This window comes from Pseudomonas asplenii, assembly GCF_900105475.1.
GTDB classification, from domain to species: domain Bacteria; phylum Pseudomonadota; class Gammaproteobacteria; order Pseudomonadales; family Pseudomonadaceae; genus Aquipseudomonas; species Aquipseudomonas asplenii.
This window is the reverse complement of sequence record NZ_LT629777.1, coordinates 1,765,306-1,781,399: the sequence shown is the minus strand read 5'-3', so window position 1 is coordinate 1,781,399 and position 16,094 is coordinate 1,765,306. Positions and strand designations below refer to the sequence as shown.

Sequence of the window (16,094 nt, the reverse complement as noted above, 5' to 3'; positions counted from 1 at the left end):
CGTGGACCATCCACTGGTACAAGCTGGTTATACTGCTGAGATTGTAGGTACACGGATACAGACCATGACAGAAGTTGCCCTCATTGATGCAACCCCGCACACCCCGTCTGTGGTTCGAATGCTGCTCGACAAGCTTGCCATCCGCTATCGCGAAGTCACTGACGAACCTGGCCTGCCGGCTTCACGCAAGGTTCAGGCGGTGCTGCTCGATGACGCAGTCGGTGCGCTCATGGTCCTGTTCGCGCAGAACCAGTTGCTCGACCTCAACCGCCTGACCGAACTCACCGGCCGCAGCCTGACGGCCGTTTCCACCGAACGTCTGGAGCGCATGCTCGGCAAACACAGCCTGCACCTGTTGCCCGGCCTGCCGGCACTGACCAGCTCGCCGTGCCTGTACGAAGAACAGTTGCTGCGTGAACCGAGCCTGTTGATCAACTCCGGCGAACTCGGCCTGTTGCTGGAAATCTCCAGCGACGACTTCAAGAGCATGCTCACCAAGGCCAGCGCCGCCAGCTTCGGCGAAGCCCTGAGCAATATTCGTCCGAACCTCGATCGCCCCGATGACGATCGCAAGGAAATCACCCAGGCGGTCCAGGTCTTCACGGCACGGCGCATCCAGCAACGCCTGGAAGCGACCATCGAGATTCCACCGCTGGCGGAAACCGCACAGAAGATCATCAAGCTGCGGGTCGACCCCGATGCGACCATCGACGACATCACCGGTGTGGTCGAGACTGATCCGGCCCTGGCCGCGCAAGTGGTGAGCTGGGCGGCTTCGCCGTATTACGCCTCGCCGGGCAAGATCCGCTCGGTGGAAGATGCCATCGTGCGGGTGCTGGGTTTCGACCTGGTGATCAACCTGGCGCTCGGCCTGGCCCTGGGCAAGACCCTGAGCCTGCCCAAGGACCATCCGCAGCACAGCACGCCGTACTGGCAGCAATCGATCTACACCGCTGCTGTGATCGAAGGCCTGACCCGCGCCATGCCGCGTGCGCAGCGCCCCGAAGCCGGCCTGACCTACCTGGCCGGCCTGCTGCACAACTTCGGTTACCTGCTGCTGGCCCATGTGTTCCCGCCGCATTTCTCGCTGATCTGTCGGCATCTGGAGGTCAACCCGCACCTGTGCCACAGCTACGTCGAGCAGCACCTGCTGGGCATCAGCCGCGAGCAGATCGGCGCCTGGCTGATGCGCTACTGGGACATGCCGGACGAGTTGGCCACCGCGCTGCGGTTCCAGCACGACCCGCACTACGACGGCGACTATGCCGCGTACCCGAACCTGGTGTGCCTGGCGGTGCGCCTGCTGCGCAGCCGCAACATCGGCTCCGGGCCGGACGAGGCAATCCCCGACGCCCTGCTCGACCGTCTGGGCCTGAGCCGCGACAAGGCCGAGGACGTGGTGAGCAAGGTGCTGGAAGCCGAAGTGCTGCTGCGCGAACTGGCTTCGCAGTTCGGCCAGCACTGATAGCAGCGGTCATCAGACCGCTATCGCCACAAGCCGGCGTGGGAGCCGGCTTGTGGCGATAGCGGCGGAACAGTCACCCCAGATATCAAACCTTCAGCAACGCCTCAGGCCTTCTTTTTCTTCGGCTTGAGGTACTTGGTCAGCCCCTGGAACCAGATCACCAGGGCCGGATTGCCCTTGATCTGGATCGACTTGTCCTGAATCCCCGTCATGAACGCCAACTGCTTGTTCTTCGCCTGCAGCGTGGCGAAGCCGTACGCGGCATCCTTGAAGCCGATGGCGAACGCCGGCTCCGGATAGGTTCCGGACTGGCTGGTGATACGTTGATCCTTGACGATGAAGTGACGGGCGATCTTGCCGTCCAGCGTCTGCAGCTGGAACACCAGTGCCTTGTCGGCCAGTTGCTGCTGGAACGCGGGGTTATTGCGGCTGGCGCGGGCCATCAGCAGGCCCATTGCCCAGAGAAGAAAACGGAATTTCATGCACAACGCCTCGGCAGAAAAATGGAATCGCCGGCGCAGTGTAGCGGTTTGTTCGAGGAACGCCACCGATCTCCTTCTTTGCAAGAAGATCGGCTGGCGTTTGCCGCTTATGTCAGCATTTTCATGACCAGGCGGTCACTCAGGCATTCGGGCAAGGTACTGGTGCCCAGTCGCCCAGGTCCGGGTTTTTGCACATGCTGTTGACCTGCGATTGACCGGTGGCCGCCACTTGCTGGCTGGCCGCTTTCTTCGCGTTGGCATCCTGGATGGTTTTTTCAGTCGCTACGGCCTCTTTCGGCACGGTCGGCAGCGCTGGCTTCTTGATGACCTTCTGCTTCTTGCCTTTACCCGTCGGGGCGATCGCAGGAGCACTATCGGCCGTGGCAACGGTCACCACGTCAGTCCGTTGTACACCAACGGTCTGCAGGTCCTTTTCGTACGCCTGGGTGTAGTTGTTCAGGTCTTCAGCGGCCTTGCCATTCACCGCGACGATCAGGTCGTTGGACTCTTTCAGGCCGGCAACGATTTCCGCCAGGCGCTTGCGACCTTCGGCGTCACCGATGGTCTTGGCCTTGCGGGCGCTGACCAGGTTGGTGAACTCACGCTGGTAGCAGCTCTGCGAAGCCTGGGCATAAGCGGTGCTGCGATCGATATCGGCGGAGCGCTTGCTGACGTCAGCGGCGTAGGAACCAATGCGCTGATTGTCGTCGGCGATCTGCTTCTGCTTCTCGGTGTAGTAGCCCGCTGCACCACCGGCCAGTGCGCCACCGGCGGCACCGATGGCGGCATTGCGACCGCGCTTGCTCGAATCGTCGCCAGTCAACGCGCCGAGTGCGGCACCGCCCAGGGCACCGATCACCGCGCCGGTAGCGATGGAACGGGTCATGCTCGAGTCCGTGTCACGCAGGTGCTGCACCGGCTCGTAGCAGGTCGGGTAGTACTCGACCTTGGTGCTCTGGCCGACCTTGGAGGTCGGCGACGTGGCGCAACCGCCCATCAGCACGGTGCTGAATCCGGCGGCAACCCACAGCGCGGCACGGCACTTGGAGGTTGAAACAAGGGGTTTACTGGAGAAAATCATGTTCATGTTTCCTTTCTTGGTTTGACTTGGCCGATGCGGCACCTACCGCCCGGATCCCCTCTACACTCGCCGGACTCCGACCGCTCAAGGCTTCTGCGCGGTCGATGCGAGTAACGCTTTCAAGATCGTCGCCGGATCGGCCCGCTGTTGCTTGCGGTAATCCCCGACATGACGAACGAACAAGGTTGCCCGTGCCACCAGGCTGTTGCCGAGCACGGGTTTGCGACTGAGTTCTTCCTTGACCCGCTGGAACTGCGCCTGGATCACCGCATCGGTGTAGCGCGTGGCTGTTGCCAGGTTGTCGATGTAGATCGCCACGGCGCCGTCCAGCGCGCTGGTGCCGTTTTCGATGGCCGTGGCGAACAGCGCAGCGCTGGCCTCGTCCTTGGCATCGACGGCCTGCTGGCGACTCTTCTTCAGGTTGGTCAGGCGGATGTTGTAGTTGTTGACGGTCTCGGCCACCAACGCGGCCGACTGGATCAGGTTGCCGGCGGCCTCTTCACGCTGGCGGGCGATCAGCGACACGTTGCGTTTGAGTTCTTCGTTGACCAGCCCCAGCTCGGCCTGCAGACGCGTGTCGGTGGTGCCGGAAATGATGCTGTCCAGGCGCTTGGTCGGGTCCTGGGCATCGTCGATGGCGTCGGTCAGGGCGGCCAGGCGACCTTCCTTCTGCCACTGCTCGAACAGTTCCTTGTAGCGCGAGCGCGGCGCCGACAGCGCGCCGATGGCAACCCGAAAGCCGGTGGTCTCGTTGCTCTGCTCGGTGCCATCGGCGGCGAACAGCGGATACTCGCGACGCATGCCGGTAAACAGCGTGCCTTCACCTTCGAGGTAGTTGCCGCCCTTGACCACGAAGCCGCCATAGGCGCCCTGGCGCCGGCCGGCATGCACCAACTGGAAGGACTCCTGGACCATTTGCGCGGCATTGCCGATCACATCGAACAGGCCGATCGGGTTGGGCAACTTGGTGCCCACCGGCATCAGCCGTGGCGCCTGCCCGGTACCACCGGCCACCTGGTTGAATACCGCGTAGTCGGACAGCGGCCCGTCGCTGTCGCTGCCCGGCTGGCGCCGCGGAAACAGCCGGCCTTCCAGCTCCTGGCGGCCCACTGCCTGGGCACCACGGGCGGCATACTCCCACTCGACCTCGGTCGGCAGGCGGACGAAGCCGGTACCGCCATCCTCGGCCGAACTGCCACGACCACTGACCGGCAGCCGATCGCGGTGATACCTCATCAGCCAGGCGCTGTAGACCGCCGAAAAGCGCTCGGCATCGAAACGCGACACCTTGACCTTGGGCAAGCGCCCGGCAAGGCCTTCCGGTGCCTCGCAGGCCGGTGCCGGCTCACCACTGGACAACGATTGCGCCTGGGCCATGACCAACGCGTACTGGCGCGCCGTCACCGGATACTTGCCCATGAAATAGAACATCGGTTTCAACGGCGAACCGGCATCGGTTTTCGGCAGGGCCGGGGCAATCGCCTTCTGCCAATCGCTGGGCAGGTCCTTGAGGGTGAACTGGCCGTTGATGAAGTCCCGGCGATAGCCGGAAATGAACGACTGCTTGTAGCCCGGCTCGTCCTCGCTGAAGGGGTAGCCCAGGCTGATCTCGCGGTCATCGAGGCTGCCCTGGGCGAGGATATAGACGTAGCGGAAGACCATCTCGCCATCGCAGGGCAACGGCAGGCTGATGTCGCCGCTCAGCGGCTTGGGATTGTCCAGCTTGTTGCTGTCGTCGTCGGCCCGCGCCAGAGCGCCCAGGCCCAAAGAACCCAGGCCCAGGCAACCGATCAAGACCATGTGGGTCGCGCTGCGCAGCTTAAACATCTCTGATTCCTTCCGAAGCTTCTATCCGCGCCACCCGCCAGCCACCGAGGGCTGCAGCCAGAGCACAGACCACCAACACCGAAAAAAGTGCCAGCACGTAATGGCCCAACAGTAACTGGCTCGCATATTCGCCCGTCGACTGCACAAAAAGATGATTCAGGCCCTCTTCCGCGACGCGGTACAACACAGCGCTCAACACCGCAGCCAACACCCCGCTGTACAACGCCTGCAGCACCACGAACAGCAGCAAGGCACCGGTGCCGAGGCCGAGCAGGCGCAACACCGACAACTCGCGCCGCTTGCGCTCGACCGCCGCCAGCGCTCCGGCGAAGATCGCCGCGAACGCCCCGGCCAGGGCCAGGGTGGCGATGATCCAGAATACGATGGACAGGTTGCGACTCAGCGACTGGACCTGGGCGATGGTCTGCGCCTGGGTCGAAACCAGCAGGCCACGCTCGGCGAAATAGCGGCGCAGCGGCTCGACATCGTTGAGGTCACGGGCATACAGCCGGAAAGCCGGGTACACCCGCTGCGCAGCGGAGCCCGGCGGCTCGCCGCTCCAGCCCAGCAATGGCACGCCACGACCGTCACGATAATCCTCGGCGGCCTCCAGCAACGCCAGCGGAGCGAACAACGCATCACGCCCGAAGGCCTCCAGCGGCAGCACCGCCTGCACCTGGATCTGCGTGTGCTGGCTTTCCACCCGGCCAGCCACTTGTCGACCAAAGGCCACCTCAAGCCAGTCACCGGCCTTCACACCGAGCTTTTCCGCAGCGGTGTGGCTCAGCAGCATCGCCGCCAGGCCGGTCGGTGCCGGCAGGCCGCCGAGCAGCGGGTCGCCCTCGGCGGTCGGCAGCATCTCGACGTTCAACGCAGGCCCCTGGCGACTGATGGACAGATCGGCGGTGGCGGCGATCTGTCGGGTCCGTGGCAGGGCGAACGCCACGTCGTCACGCCGGCCCAGTTCGGCGATGTAGGCGGCACCGAAGCGACCGCCGCCCAGAGGAATGATCTCGCGTACCAGCGGGTCTCGCTCCAGCCGTTCGGTCAGGCTGCTGACCAGCCCGAATTTGAGGCCGAACAGCACCAGCAACGGCGCGATCACCGCCACCAGCGCCAACACCGTGCAGGCCGACAGGCGTGCGTCGGCGCGATAATCCTGCCAGGCCAGGGCCGCCACCAGAGCACCGCGCATCAAGCGTCGCTCCCCAGTGTCGCAGTCACGCCACCATCGGCATCACGCCGACAGGTAATGCGCAACACGCTCATGCCCAAATCGCGCACCAGCGTCTCGTCATGACTGGCGACCACACAGCAGGCTCCCTGCTCGCCGGCCTGCCTGAGCAGCAACTGCATGACCCGACCGGCATTCAGCGGGTCGAGTGCGGCGGTCGGTTCGTCGGCCAGCAACAGCCGCGGACCATGGGCCAGCGCCCGGGCACAACTGACGCGCTGGCGTTGCCCGACGGACAAGGCCTGGGGCTTCTTGTCCAACTGGTCGGCGATCTCCAGTTGTTCGGCCAGGCGCCGCACGCTGCCGTCGTCCGCCAGACCCAGCAGTTTGCGCGACAGTTCGATGTTCCCGCGCACATCGAGAAACCCCAGCAGCCCGCCGGTCTGCAGCACATAACCGAAATAGCGGCTGCGCAGTTGCGCCAGCGGGTCATGTCGTCCTTCACGCCACAGCGCGGCGATATCCTGCACGCCAGCGGGCCCGTCGAAGGCGAACACGCCGGCCCGATCGGGCGCCAAAACCAGCGCCAGCAGGTCGAGCAAGGTACTCTTGCCGCAACCGCTCGGACCCACCAGCGCCCATTGCTGACCGGGCGCCAGGTCCAGGCGCGCAATCACCAGGCTGTAGCGCTGGGCGCCCTCGCCCCGCGTCTTGCGCACCTCGCGCAGACTGAACATCACGGCAGCGTCGACAGCGGTACGCGGTACAACGCGTCACCCGGCTCGGCATCGCCGAACCGGACCCAGTTCGCCACATCGTTGTGGAAGGTCTCGTAGAGACGGATCTTCGACTCCAGTTCATCGATGAAGTCTTCCTGTTCGGCAACGCTGAGCGACAGCCACAGGTCCTGGGTCATGCTCAGCGACTTGCTGCGATACGGCAGGCCTTCCAGGTACTCACCGAGCACCCCGCCATCGGCGAGATTGCCGCCCTTGCGCAGGGCCGCCGGGTCACGACTCATGTAGGCACTGGCGCTGGCGATTTCCTGGAAGAAGTCCTTGGGCGAACTCTGGGTTTTACGCGCGGCATCGACGATCAGTTTCAGCGACTGCTGCAACTCGTTGAGCTGCAGCTTGGTCAGCATCACGCAGACCTGGAACGCCGGCAGCGCCGGGTTGGTCAGGTCGCGGTCGGCGGTCCAGGCACTGACCAGTTGCGGCGCCTGGCTGGCGCCCTTGCGCCCGAGGAAATCCATGTGCATGGCATAACCGATGGCCGCCGACTTGTCTGCCAGGGTCGGTGCCGACGCCAGCAGCGGCGCCGCCTGAGTCTGGTTGCTGCGTACCTGGTGCACCAGGTTGGCGAACACCGAACCGATTTCCTCGACCCGCTCGCCGAGCTTGCGCACATCGCCGCCCTGGACCGGAATGTAGAGGTCGCCGATCTTCGGGTTGGCGTCGGCGGTCAGGGTGCGGTACTGCTGCTCGGCAAAGGCGTGGTTCTTATTGCCGGCCGCACTGCGCAGGTGCAGTGCGTAAATCTTGATCTGCTTGCTCAGTGCCGCCTGGCGAATCTCCGCCTCGTTCATCCGGGTGCTGCTGTAGGGGTCGTTCTTGCGCAACGATCCGGCATCAGTGACCAACAGAATCAGCCGCCCGCCATAGCCGGACCAGCCCATGCCATCGACCGCCTGCATGATGCCGGCGAAGGAATCCTCGTTGAACGAATGGCTCGACACCGTCGACGCCTTGACCTGCCGCGCCAACTCCAGGAAACGCTCGGGATCGCGGCCCTGGTCGAGGCTGATCAGGGTCTTGCTCAGGTACTCAAGGCCCGGGGTCTTCTGGATGTTGTTACGAAAGCCCACCAGGCCAAAACTGACGCTGTCCAGCTCGCCGCGCTGGGCGATCTGGCTCTGCAGTTCATGGACCACGTCGCGAACCTGGTCGATGTAGGGCTGCATCGACACCGTGGTGTCGACCACCAGCACGATCGCGGTGCGGAACTTGTCCGCCGCGGCCACGGGTGCCGCGCCGCTGACGCTTTTTTGCGCGGCGCTGCCCGGGTCGATCGAGGCGACATTGAGCAACTGCACCGGCTGGCCGTTTTCGTCGATGCTTTCGCGCGAATCGAAAATCGGCAGCAGATAGAACTGGTTCTGCGGCACGGCGCTGGCCGCCGGTTCCAGGGCCAGCACCCGCTGGTTGTCAGCCGGGTTCTTCTGCGCGCTGAGCAACAGGTTCTTCGCCGCCGCCGGATTGGCCAGCAACTTGTCGATATCGGCAGCGTCACGCAGGAACATCACCGGTTCACGACCGGAGCGCTCGGTGAACTTCAGTACCAGGCTCTGTTTCCATTCGCTGACTTTCGCGCTGGGTAACCAGCCTTCGCTGCGTCCGTCACTGGCGGCCCCGACCCGCATCCAGGAAGCGCCATCGACGGTCTTGCGCTGGTAGACGTACAGCACCGAAAACGCCGGCAGGGCCTTGTCGGCCTGACCGCCAGGCGAGCTATACAACTGCGCGCCGGGTTGGCTCAACACGCGCTGGAACAAGGTCTTCTTGCCGACCATCAGCAGCGGCCGGTTGCCGCCGTCAGCTTCGCCAGGCGAAGCCTGGACGGTTGCGGTCGTGCTCACCGGGTCCGCCGGCCTGTTCGAGGCAGACGACGTGGTCGAGGTGGGGGCTGTACCGGCCACGGGCGTGGTAGAGGCCGACGGCGTGGCACTGGCGGTCGCTGGCGCTTTCACCGGTTTATCACTGCCCAGCCACCAATAACCGGCACCGGCGACCCCGATGGCGGCCGCCACCGCGACGGCCAACAAGGCCAGCACCGGGCCACGGCGTTGCTGCGAGTCGGCGTTGTCACGCAGTACCGGTTGCGGGCTCGGCGTAGGCTGTGGGCTCGGCCGCGACGCCGGTTGCGCCGGTGCCTGGCTGGGGATCTCGATCGATACCGGGGTCAGCCCGCCCAGATCAGGGGCCGCCGGTTTCTCGACGGCGGCCGTGGGCAGGGCCAGGGGCTGGATCAGGGTCGACTCCAACGCCTCGCTCGGCAGGTTGTCCAGTGCTGCCTGCAATGCCGCCGCGTCGGGGAAACGCTCGGCCGGGTCCTTCGCCAGCAACCGCTGCAGGATGTGCTGGTAGCGACCATGCTGGATCGGCAGTTCCGGCAACGGTTCAGTGAGGTGCGCCAGCGCCGTCGACAACGCATCGGTGCCGGTATAGGGCAGCTTGCCGACGAGGATTTCGTAAAGCACCACGCCCAGCGCATAAAGGTCGGCGCGCCCGTCGATCTCCTGGCCACGGGCCTGCTCGGGGCTCATGTAGCTCGGCGTACCGACGGCGAAACCGGCCTGGGTGAACTGGGTGCGGTCGTCCAGCGACTTGGCGATGCCGAAGTCCGAGAGCACCGCCGTACCGTCGGCACGGAACAGGATGTTCGCCGGCTTCACATCACGGTGTACCAGACCCTGGGCATGGGCATAACCGAGCGCGGAGGCGATCTGGCGAATGTACTGCAGGCCCTGCTCCGGGCTCAGGCCCTCGGCGATACGTTCCTTGAGCGTACCGTTGGGCAGGTACTCCATGGCCATGTAGTACAGCTCGCCGACATTGCCGATATCGTGGATGGTCACGGTATGCGGGTGCGACAGCCGCGCCAGGGTTCGGCCTTCGCGCAGGAAGCGCTCGCAGAAGGTCGGGTCGGCGGCCAGCGCAGCCGCCATGACTTTCAGCGCCACCTTGCGTTCCAGCGACCGCTGGGTCGCCAGATAGACGGTGGCCATGGCGCCTTCGCCAATCTCGCCGTCTATGTCGAATCCGGGAATCAGTATGTCCATGTAGGGAAGTGTCTTCAGGTGGCTTTGACGACGATCGCCGTAATGTTGTCGGGGGCTCCCCGGGTCAGGCCCAGGTGGACCAGGCTGCGTACCACTTCGTAGGGTTGCGGATGGCCGAGCACGTCACGGATCTCGGCATCCTCGGCGGTCTTGTTCAGACCGTCGCTGCACAGCAGGAAGCTATCGCCAGGGAGCACCTGGAAATTGCTCATCGACAGCTCCAGTTGTGCCTCGACACCAATCGCCCGGGTGACGATATTGGCCCGCGGATGCACCCGCGCCTCGGCCTCGCTGAGCAGGCCGCTGTCCTGCAGGTCCTGGACGTAGCTGTGATCGCGGGAAATGCTCTCCAGTTGCCCATCGCGCAGGCGGTACAGGCGGCTGTCGCCGGCCCACAGGCAGGTCGCGCTGTCGCCGCGTACCGCCAACAGCACCACGGTGCTGCCCATCATCGTCACGCCACGGTTTGCGGCTTCCTCGCGAACCGCCGCATTGACTTCGGCCAGGCGGGTGCGCAGGGCATTGCTGTAGATCGCCAGGGAATCGGACGGCGGGATGCGCCGCAGGGTATCGACGATCAGGCTGGCGACATAGTCGCCCGCCGCATGCCCACCCATGCCATCGGCCACGGCCCAGAGGCCGGCATCGGGCAATTCGAGGCAGGCGTCCTCGTTGATCTGGCGCACCATGCCGACATGGCTGTAGCTGGCGGACCGATAGTTGATTACTGGGGTACTGGCCATCTAGCTCGCCGCCCCCTTGCCCAGCAGGAAGCTGCCGAAATCGGCGCTGGCCGGCAGGCCTTCGCAACGCATCAGGCCGGCGTCGATCCGCTGCGAACCGCGTCCCCACCACAGGCTCGCGCCCGCGCAGGCCTGTTCGGCCAGGGCCTGGCCGCGACTCTGCGCGTCGAGCGCGGCAAAGCGCTGCAGACCGGCGAACTCGCTGGTCGGGGCCTTGTTGGCGAACGGCAACTTACTCAGGTGCTGCACGCCATGATCGAACGCCTCGAAGCTGGCCCCCTCCTCCAGGGTCGCCAACAACAAGGCTTCGGCCCGTTCGAACCAGTCATCAGCACCGCCGACCACCTTCGCCAGGGCATGCTCGGCATCCAGCGGCTGGGCCACCGTCAGCGGAAAATAGCGGCCAACCCGGTCGATGCTCGGCATCAGTACCCCGGCCACCGCCTCCGGACCGCAGACCCCCGGCGCCAGCACGAACCGCCAGAGCGGGCTGACCAGGTACACATTCAACCAATCGCTACCCAATTGCTGCTGGCTGGCGTGCAACCCGGACGCCAGCCAGGCATCCCACGGCTGCAGGAAACCCTGGGGCAGCGCCCGGCTGACAAAGTCGCCGCGACTGGCCAGTTTGCCGTAGTAACCCACTGTCGTCATAGGCGCTCCGGCAGGCTGAAGCCACTGAGCACGCGGCTCTTGAACGGGTTGAAGGCGCTGTTGGCGCGCAACTCGTAGGAGATGCTCGCACCATCGACCCGCAGACGCAGGTTGAAGCGGTCCGGCGAGTTGCCGGCCACCAGGTCCGACTGCTCCAGCAGACGGAACCAGGCCCACGGGCCGTCCAGGGTCACGCCGGAACGACCGGTGGCCGAAGGCGGCGAAATCGACAGGCGCACCACCCCGATACTGCCCGGATTCGGCCACTGCATCGCCACCGGCCGGCTCGGGCCGTGGTCATAGCTGATCTGCTGGCCGTCGAGGTCGAGCAGGAACTGGGTGATCGAGGCATCCATCGCCACCGGCTTCAGTTCGAAACGTACGATCGGCTGGGTACCGCCGGAGCGGAAGAACGCATCACGAATCGCCGCAGCGCGCTGGAAGGTCTGCAACACACCCGGCGAAATCCCCAGTTTCTGCGCCGCACCCGGCTGCCAGCGCCAGGTCGCGGTCGAGGTGTCGACGTAGGGTTGCAGGTACTTGCGGAAGTAGTTGTCCATCACCCCGCCCACGCCAAAGAACTGGCCGAAGTCGTCGAGGGTCGCGTCCCGGGCGCTGCCAGGAGACAGCGGATAACGGCCGCTGAGGGACTGCCGGTAGACGTTCACCACCTCGCTGACCCAGGCCGCGTTCAACTGGTTACGCACCCCGCCCATCATGCTGTTGGTGGTCGAGCTGACTACCGACTTGACCAGCCCCTGGACCAGCGCTGGCTGTCGCTCGGCATTCAGGCTGACCCGCGCCGCAGCGCCCGCCGCCTGGTTCTTCGCTTCACCGAGCAGGGCATCGCCGCTGGCACCGACCATCGCACTGACCTGCACATACAGCGCGTTCATGTCCGCCAGCAGGCTATCGATGGCTGCCGGTTCGCCCTCGCCCTTGCTGACCAGGGCGTTGAGTTCGGCGAAATGCGCGCTGACCGGATCTTCGGCCGGCGCCGCTGGCGCATCGCCGGACGGTTGATCCTGGCCAAGCATCGAGCCCAGGCGTTGCTTGATCTGGTCGACACCACTGTCGACCTTCTTGCCCTGGGCTGCCAACAGGCGTTCTTCCTGCTGCAGATCGGTTTCCTTGGCCACCGCCACCAGCAGCTTTTTAAGCGGCGAAGTCGGACCGGAGATCACCCGCAGCACATCGGCCGCCTGGGCCACGCTGGTGATCGGCACGAAGTCGATATCCGCCAGCAAGGCATCCCACTGGCGCTGGTAATCCTGGAAGTACAGACGGCGCACATCCGCCGCCAGGCTGGCGACGTTCTGCTGCTCGCCCTGGTCGCGGCCCAACACCCACTGTTCTTCAGCCAGGGTTCCAGCCTGGTTCAGACTGGCCAGCAGGAATGCCTGGCGATAACCCTTGGCGGTGAAGAAACCGCTCAGCGGCTCACTCAGCGGCTTGCCGCTCTTGCGGCTGAACACCAGCGCGGCATCGCGGCCAGCGGCGTCACTCAGGCGGAAATCCGCTACACCCTCGGGCAGCTTCTGGCGCTTGACCCGGTCGTAGACCCGCTGCGCCACCGGCAATTGCTGCAACTGGCGGCGCAGGTCGTCGATCAGTCGCTCATCCAGCCGGGCATTCGGCGGATGCCGATCGAACAACGCCTTGAGGTGTTCACCCAGGGCCAGGCGCTGCTCCGGCGGCAGGTCCCGTGGCAGGTTGCGGTCCCAGTCGAGGGCGATCCAGGCCTTGATGAACTCCGGGTCATAGTGCTCGTTGTCGGCCAGCATCAGGTAGGCCTTCAAGCCCTCGTAGAGGAAGTCCGAACTGCCGCCACTGCGCAACTGTTCTTCGACACGAGTCACCAGCCGCGGCGCGAACACCGCGATCAGCAGCTTGCGATAGACGCTGGCGGACTCCGCTTCGAGCATGTCGCCCTGGTACAAGCCCAGGCCCTCGGACCAGCCCGGTGCATCGCCGGCCAGGTGCCTGACCGCATTGAGCAGCGGCAACACCGCCAGCACGTCACGTTGTGCCGGGCTGAGGTTCTGCACACTCTGGGCCAGCGGCGCGACCTTCTGGTCGACCTGGGCGATATAGGCCTGGTTGGCCTTGTAGCTGATCAACCACAAGGTACTGACCAGCAACACCACCGCGACCGTCGCCGCCAATACGCCGCGAGCCAGCCACTTGCGCCGCCGCTCGACCTTGGGGTTGACCCCGACCAAGCCGCGCTCGGCAAAGGCCACGGCAGTGAACAGTTTTTCGATGAAGTAACTGCGCCCGGTACCACTCTGGCGGGCCAGGTGCTGGCGGTCCAGGCTCATGCTCTGGGCCATGGCGCCGATCAGTCGGTCGATCGGGCTGCCTTCCTGGGTACCGCTGGTGAAGTACACGCCGCGCAACAGCGCCCGGTCTTCATAGGCATTGGGCTTGAACACACCGTCGAGGAAGCTCTGCAGGGACTCGCGCAGCGCGCCGAACTGCTGCGGGAAGCCGTAGATCAGATCGCGCCGCGCCGGGTCGCGCTCCTGTTGCAGACGTTCCACCAGACGCTCGTTGAGCCGCTGTTCCAACGCGGCGAACTCGCCCTTGAAGTGCACCAGCGGGCTTTCGGCGTGCTTGCCGTCGTCCAGGGTAAAGGTCGTGCCCCACACCTGCGCCCGCTCTTCCTTGCTCAGGGCGTCGAAGAACTCCATGAAACCCGGCACCAGGTCGAGCTTGGTCAGCATCAGGTAGATCGGGAAGCGCACGCCAAGCTGGGTATACAACTCCTGGATCCGCGCCCGGATCGCCACGGCGTGAGCCGCGCGCTCGGCATCGGTACCCAGCAGCAGGTCGGAAAGACTGATGGCGATAAACGCACCATCGATAGGACGGCGCGAACGCTGGGTCTTGAGCAGATCGAGAAAGCCCAGCCAGGCCGCCTTATCCACCTGGGCATGACTGTCCTGGGTGGTGTAGCGGCCAGCGGTGTCGAGCAGCACGGCTTCGTCGGTGAACCACCAGTCGCAGTTGCGCGTACCGCCGACACCCCGGATCGCTCCGGCGCCGAGTTGCGCTGCAAGCGGGAAATGCAGACCGGAGTTGACCAGTGCGGTGGTCTTGCCCGAGCCGGGTGGGCCAATGATTACGTACCACGGCAGCTCATACAGGTTACGGCGTTCATCGCCTCCGAGCCGGGCCTTCTTCAACAGCACCAGCGCCTCGTCCATGCGCTGGCGCAGGGTCGCCAGCTCTTCGGCGGTGGCGACACTGGCCGCATCCGGTGGCGTGTCGGCGGCCAGACTCTGCATGACTTTCGCCGCCTGGCGCCGGGCCTGGATCAGACGGAACAGGCGATAACCGATCCAGATCGCGAAGATCAGGATGATCAACGCCCAGCGCCGCCCTTGCGGCACCAACATTTCGAGCAGCGGGCCGACGAACCAGATGATCAGGCTCAGGGCGATCAGCCCCAGCACAGGGATCACCCAGCGAATGACAAAACCGAAAAACGCCTTCACTCGACTCCCTCCGCCAAGACTGTGATTTCCACCCGACGATTCTTCGCCCGGCCCTCGGCCGTGGCGTTCGACGCCAACGGCTCGGTATCGCTGCGCCCTTCGGCACTGAAGCGCTCAGGCTGGCCGGTCTTCGCCGCGAGGATCTGCAACACCTGCTCGGCCCGCGCCTGGGACAACGCCCAGTTCGACGGGAAGCGCAGGGTGGCGATCGGACGGTTGTCGCTGTGCCCGGTGACCCGCACCTGGCCCTTGACCTTGTGGATGGCGTCGGCAATACGCAGCATCAGTGGCTGGAAGTCATCAACGATGCTGGCGCTGCCCGAGGCGAACAGTTCGTCGCCCCGGATGGTCACCACCGAACGGTCGACCTTGTCCTCGACCGCGACCTTGCCGGCCTTGATCTCTTCGGCCAGGAAACCCGCCAGGCGCGGCCGCTCGACCAGCTTGGGCTGAACCACGGGCCGGTCGATGGTCTGCACCGGAATCTCGCCCAGGGCATGGATATTCTTGAACACCGGCTCGGCATCGGCGGCCAGCTTCAGGCGCAGGCCGAACAGCAGCGCCAGCAGCAACGCCAGGCCGATGGCCACCCCCACCCAGGGCGGCATGAACTGGCTCAGGCGGTCGCGGGCCACGCTCAGGCCACGCCAACGCGGCGACAGCTCACGCTCGTATTCGCCACGGGCACTGCGGATGGTCGCGGCGGTGCGCTCACGCAGCGCTTCCAACTGACTGCGACCGTCGTTCATCACCCGATAACGGCCTTCGAAACCCAGGCACATGCACAGGTACAGCAACTCCAGCAGGTACAGGCGCTCGCGCGGGCTCTGCAGGCAGTGCTCGAGCAACTGGAACACCTTCTCGCCGCCCCAGGCCTCGTTGTGCACGGTGATCAACAGGCTCTGCTTGCCCCACTCGCTGGTGCTGCCCCACGGCGTGCTGAGCACCGCTTCGTCGAGGGCAGTGCACAAGGCGTAGCGGGCCAGCAACACTTCGTTGCGCGCCATACCGGCAGCTTCGGCGCGCTCCTCGAACTGGCGCAGGTAACCCAGCAACTGCGCGCGCAGGCTGGCCGGGGCCGGATGGGCAATGGTATTGCGCAGCCGCGTGAGCAGCGCCAGCAGCGGGCCGGCAGCGCTCTCCAGCGGGTTCAGGCCCTGGGACTGGCCGATCGGCAACGGCGCGGCCGGCATCGACAGCGCGGCCGCCGGCTCGGCCCGTGGGGCGGCCTGGGACTCGCGGCCACCGGGGCGCGGCATGAACTGGGTACGGTCGTTGGGGGCCGGGGCAGGCTGACCCAGCGGATCTTCATTGGAGTGCATCGCCG

11 protein-coding genes are annotated in these 16,094 nt (G+C 65.3%); 1 reads left to right on the top strand and 10 read right to left on the bottom strand.

Annotated elements, in window-relative coordinates; genetic code table 11:
- Positions 1–64 precede the first annotated feature (64 nt).
- The gene (locus BLU37_RS08035; RefSeq protein ID WP_010447876.1) at positions 65–1,465 is read left to right on the top strand and encodes an aminoacyl-tRNA deacylase and HDOD domain-containing protein; all 1,401 of its coding nucleotides are present in this window, start codon (positions 65–67) and stop codon (positions 1,463–1,465) included.
- Between the two features lie 104 nt (positions 1,466–1,569).
- Here BLU37_RS08035 and BLU37_RS08030 read toward each other — a convergent pair whose 3' ends face one another.
- The 10 genes from BLU37_RS08030 to BLU37_RS07985 all read right to left on the bottom strand — a co-directional run bounded on the left by BLU37_RS08030 (position 1,570) and on the right by BLU37_RS07985 (position 16,089).
- Entirely contained in the window at positions 1,570–1,947 is a 378-nt protein-coding gene (locus BLU37_RS08030; protein WP_026007839.1) for a hypothetical protein, read from the bottom strand.
- A 139-nt stretch (positions 1,948–2,086) separates the two neighbouring features.
- The gene (tagQ, locus tag BLU37_RS08025; protein ID WP_010447874.1) at positions 2,087–3,028 is read right to left on the bottom strand and encodes a type VI secretion system-associated lipoprotein TagQ; all 942 of its coding nucleotides are present in this window, start codon (positions 3,026–3,028) and stop codon (positions 2,087–2,089) included.
- Positions 3,029–3,112: 84 nt separating this feature from the next.
- Positions 3,113–4,828 carry a formylglycine-generating enzyme family protein gene (locus tag BLU37_RS08020; protein WP_090210913.1) on the bottom strand — a complete coding sequence of 572 codons (1,716 nt, stop codon included), beginning with the start codon at positions 4,826–4,828 and terminating at the stop codon, positions 3,113–3,115.
- A 19-nt stretch (positions 4,829–4,847) separates the two neighbouring features.
- Positions 4,848–6,050 (bottom strand): FtsX-like permease family protein, encoded by a 1,203-nt coding sequence (locus tag BLU37_RS08015; RefSeq protein WP_090203838.1) that lies wholly within the window; start codon positions 6,048–6,050, stop codon positions 4,848–4,850.
- A complete protein-coding gene (locus BLU37_RS08010) occupies positions 6,050–6,766 on the bottom strand; it encodes an ABC transporter ATP-binding protein (protein ID WP_090203835.1) in 717 nt (238 codons plus the stop codon). The genes BLU37_RS08015 and BLU37_RS08010 overlap by 1 nt, the downstream gene beginning before the upstream one ends.
- Positions 6,766–9,870, bottom strand: a complete 3,105-nt coding sequence (locus BLU37_RS08005) for a serine/threonine-protein kinase (RefSeq protein ID WP_090203832.1) — start codon at positions 9,868–9,870, stop codon at positions 6,766–6,768. Before BLU37_RS08005 ends, BLU37_RS08010 begins: the two co-directional genes overlap by 1 nt.
- 14 nt (positions 9,871–9,884) lie before the next feature.
- Positions 9,885–10,613: a PP2C family protein-serine/threonine phosphatase gene (locus BLU37_RS08000; RefSeq protein WP_090203828.1), complete on the bottom strand. Its 729-nt coding sequence runs from the start codon at positions 10,611–10,613 to the stop codon at positions 9,885–9,887.
- The gene (gene tagF, locus BLU37_RS07995; protein ID WP_019363638.1) at positions 10,614–11,267 is read right to left on the bottom strand and encodes a type VI secretion system-associated protein TagF; all 654 of its coding nucleotides are present in this window, start codon (positions 11,265–11,267) and stop codon (positions 10,614–10,616) included.
- Positions 11,264–14,767: a type VI secretion system membrane subunit TssM gene (gene tssM, locus BLU37_RS07990; protein WP_090203825.1), complete on the bottom strand. Its 3,504-nt coding sequence runs from the start codon at positions 14,765–14,767 to the stop codon at positions 11,264–11,266. The genes tagF and tssM overlap by 4 nt, the downstream gene beginning before the upstream one ends.
- Complete coding sequence (locus BLU37_RS07985) at positions 14,764–16,089, bottom strand: DotU family type VI secretion system protein (protein ID WP_010447859.1); 1,326 nt, start codon at positions 16,087–16,089, stop codon at positions 14,764–14,766. Before BLU37_RS07985 ends, tssM begins: the two co-directional genes overlap by 4 nt.
- Positions 16,090–16,094: the final 5 nt, after the last annotated feature.

Coding starts and splice junctions, on each gene's coding strand:
- BLU37_RS08035 (WP_010447876.1), top strand. CDS start 65: ATGACAGAAGTTGCCCTCATTGATGCAACCCCGCACACCCCGTCTGTG.
- BLU37_RS08030 (WP_026007839.1), bottom strand. CDS start 1,947: ATGAAATTCCGTTTTCTTCTCTGGGCAATGGGCCTGCTGATGGCCCGC.
- tagQ (WP_010447874.1), bottom strand. CDS start 3,028: ATGATTTTCTCCAGTAAACCCCTTGTTTCAACCTCCAAGTGCCGTGCC.
- BLU37_RS08020 (WP_090210913.1), bottom strand. CDS start 4,828: ATGGTCTTGATCGGTTGCCTGGGCCTGGGTTCTTTGGGCCTGGGCGCT.
- BLU37_RS08015 (WP_090203838.1), bottom strand. CDS start 6,050: ATGCGCGGTGCTCTGGTGGCGGCCCTGGCCTGGCAGGATTATCGCGCC.
- BLU37_RS08010 (WP_090203835.1), bottom strand. CDS start 6,766: ATGTTCAGTCTGCGCGAGGTGCGCAAGACGCGGGGCGAGGGCGCCCAG.
- BLU37_RS08005 (WP_090203832.1), bottom strand. CDS start 9,870: ATGGACATACTGATTCCCGGATTCGACATAGACGGCGAGATTGGCGAA.
- BLU37_RS08000 (WP_090203828.1), bottom strand. CDS start 10,613: ATGGCCAGTACCCCAGTAATCAACTATCGGTCCGCCAGCTACAGCCAT.
- tagF (WP_019363638.1), bottom strand. CDS start 11,267: ATGACGACAGTGGGTTACTACGGCAAACTGGCCAGTCGCGGCGACTTT.
- BLU37_RS07985 (WP_010447859.1), bottom strand. CDS start 16,089: ATGCACTCCAATGAAGATCCGCTGGGTCAGCCTGCCCCGGCCCCCAAC.